This window comes from Nocardioides sp., from assembly GCF_024509035.1.
In the GTDB taxonomy this organism is placed as follows: Bacteria; Actinomycetota; Actinomycetes; order Propionibacteriales; family Nocardioidaceae; genus Nocardioides.
In genome coordinates, this window is record NZ_JANINT010000330.1 from 1 (window position 1) to 2,070 (window position 2,070).

The window sequence follows — 2,070 nt, forward strand, 5'->3', positions numbered from 1 at the left end:
AGCTGAAGCAGCTGATCCTGCGCGAGATCGCCCAGAACGGCCTGGAGCCCGGGCACCTGCTGCCGTCGGAGACCGAGATGTGTGCCCGGTACGGCGTGTCGCGCACCGTGGTCCGCCAGGCCGTCGGGGAGCTGGTCACGGAGGGCGTCCTGCACCGGATGCGCGGCAAGGGGACGTTCGTCGCGCGGCCCAAGCTCTCCGAGCAGTTCATGGAGAGCACGGTCGGCTTCTTCGAGGACATGACCAGCCACGGGCACTCCGTGTCCAGCACGGTGCTCTCGATCGACCGGGTCGAGGTCGCGGGGCGCATCCGGGAGCTGATGGGCACGGACGCGGGCGCGCACTGCCTGGAGATCGTCCGCCAGCGAGCCGTCAACGACGAGGTCGTCGCCTTCACGAAGTCCTACGTCAACCGCGACGACCTCCAGCTGCTCGAGCACCTGCGGGCGGCGGACCTGTCGAAGGGTTCGCTCTACCGCATCCTCGAGGACTCGTTCGGGCTGCGCATCGAGAGCGGGCACCGCTCCATCGAGGCGACGACCGCCGCCGGCATGATGACCGGGCTGCTCGGCGTCGGCCCCGGCGACCCCCTTCTCTACGTCGAGTCGGTGGGTCGCGACGCCGTCGGAGGTGTCATCGAGTGCTTCCGAGCCTGGCACCGGGCGGACCGGATGCGCGTCGAGATGGACGTGGTGCGCGACAAGCGTCCGGGCGGAGCGCTGCTCGCCCAGGCCCTCGTCTGAGCACGTCCTCGCGGTCACGGCGCCGTCCCCGCGACGTTGCGACCGGTGACCTCGGCGGCCACGGCGGCCAGCTCCGCGAAGCGCGTGGTGTGCATCGGCACGTCGAAGACCTCGGCGATGACCTCGGTCCAGCCGTGCAGGAAGTACCGCCACCCGTCGGCGATCGTCAGACCGCGGTCCCACTCCTGCGCCCGAGCCTGCCTGAGGAAGTCGAGATCCCCGCGGTAGTTCATGTCCCACGCGACCGCGCCGCGCGGGAACACCGCCCCGTCGCTGATCGGCGAGCCCGGCGAGTCCTTGCCCATGCCGGTCGCGTTCACGATCAGGGAGCCGGGCGCGGCGGAGGCCACGACCTGGTCGGTGTCCGAGGTGCCGGCGGTGCGGCACAGCTCCACCTCGGCCCGGGGCCGCAGCCGCGAGAGAACCTCGTTGGCGAGCTCGAGCCGCTCCGGGTCGCGGTCGGTCAGCACGAACCGTCCCGGCTGGTGCTCCTCACCCAGCACGGCGACCAGGAGCGCCAGGCCCGCGCCTCCCGCTCCGAGACAGACGACGTCGCTCGCGCCGTCGCGCCACGGCTCTGGACCCAGGAGCTGGGTGTAGGCCTGCCGCGAGGTGATCGGATCCTTGGCCCAGCCCAGCATCCGCCCGTCGCGGAGCACGATGCACGAGACCTCGTGGCACAGCCGCGCGGCCTCGTCGAGCTCGTCGAACCACGCGCCGGCGGCATCGTGGACCGCGGCCTTGTGGGTGGTGACCAGGGCGCCGGCGGCCTGCGGGTCGGAGCGCACCGCGGCGACGGCGTCGCGCACGTCGGCGAGGGGGGCCTGCAACGGCAGGTCCACACCTCGCATCTCGGCATCGAGACCCAGCACCTCGGCCCACGCCGGGAAGATCGTCATGATGCTCGACTGGGTCGTGGAGACACCGACGAAGTAGAGGCGACGCACGCGGATACCTCCTTCTCTCACGTCATCTTGTTATGACGTTATGATATCCATCATGCCCGGTCAACCGTTCGTCCGCACCGTCCTCGGCGATGTCTCCCCCGACGCGCTCGGTCTCACCGTGTGCCACGAGCACCTGGTCACCGCGCCGGCCCCCCGCCTGCGCGACGGCGACGACCTGCTGCTCGACGATCCCGAGCGCGCGATCGCCGAGCTCGCGATCTTCCGCCAGGCCGGCGGCGGCGCCCTGATCGAGCTGACGGTCGCCGAGTTCGGCCGGGACGCGCCGGCGCTGCAGCGGATCTCCGAGGCCAGCGGCGTGCACGTCGTGTGCACCACCGGCCACGTGTCGGTGGACTACTGGGACGGCGTGATCGACGTTC

The 2,070-nt window shown here is 71.3% G+C and carries 2 protein-coding genes and 1 pseudogene; 2 read left to right on the forward strand and 1 reads right to left on the reverse strand.

Going from position 1 to position 2,070, the window contains the following annotated elements:
• Positions 1–743, forward strand: a 743-nt coding sequence (locus tag Q0L15_RS20525; protein WP_296606531.1) for a GntR family transcriptional regulator, incomplete at its 5' end; no start/stop codon positions are given.
• Positions 744–757: 14 nt separating this feature from the next.
• Here the strand turns inward: Q0L15_RS20525 and Q0L15_RS20530 are convergent.
• Complete coding sequence (locus Q0L15_RS20530) at positions 758–1,690, reverse strand: hypothetical protein (RefSeq protein ID WP_296606533.1); 933 nt, start codon at positions 1,688–1,690, stop codon at positions 758–760.
• Between the two features lie 52 nt (positions 1,691–1,742).
• On the opposite strand from Q0L15_RS20530, the pseudogene Q0L15_RS20535 reads away from it, so the two are divergent.
• Positions 1,743–2,070 (forward strand): annotated as a pseudogene (locus Q0L15_RS20535) (hypothetical protein); the annotation flags it as partial.